We start from the raw sequence: 479 nt of genomic DNA on the forward strand, positions 1-479 counted from the left end.
TAAGAGGCTGTTAAGCAATTTTTTGCTGTTTGTTGGCTAGCCGGTGGAGTGTGATGCGCGCCATGGCGGCGTAGAGCAGCATCTCGCTGGTTTGGATGAGGCGCTCATAGTCTCGGCTCATACGCCGGTTTCGCCCGAACCAGGCGAATGTTCGCTCCACCACCCAGCGCCGCTTGAGGACGTGAAAGCCGCGCGGAATCTCGGGCGGTGGCTGATCGGGACTGCCCCAGATGGCGCGCAGGCCCGTCCACCAATGCTTGCTGATCGTCAGCCGCCAGCCCAAGGTTTCCTGCAACCATGTCTTCAAGCCCTGATAGGCGCTGTCAGCCCAGATCAGGGCGAGCAGCGGGAACTCCTCCTTCAGGCCAGCGAGCAGCAGTGGGGCGCCGGTGCGGTCGTGAATGTCGGCGGGATGCACACGTGCTTTGAGCAAGTTGCCTTCGGTGTCGACCAAGATGTGGCGCTTGCGACCGGAGACC

Annotated in this window: 1 protein-coding gene; it reads right to left on the reverse strand. The window is 62.0% G+C overall.

What is annotated here, in order from left to right:
- Positions 1 to 10 precede the first annotated feature (10 nt).
- The coding region (locus tag Q7A36_RS40860) for a transposase (RefSeq protein ID WP_305109488.1) at positions 11 to 479 on the reverse strand (469 nt) is incomplete at its 5' end.

It is taken from the genome of Paracraurococcus lichenis (assembly GCF_030657435.1).
Lineage (GTDB): Bacteria > Pseudomonadota > Alphaproteobacteria > Acetobacterales > Acetobacteraceae > Paracraurococcus > Paracraurococcus lichenis.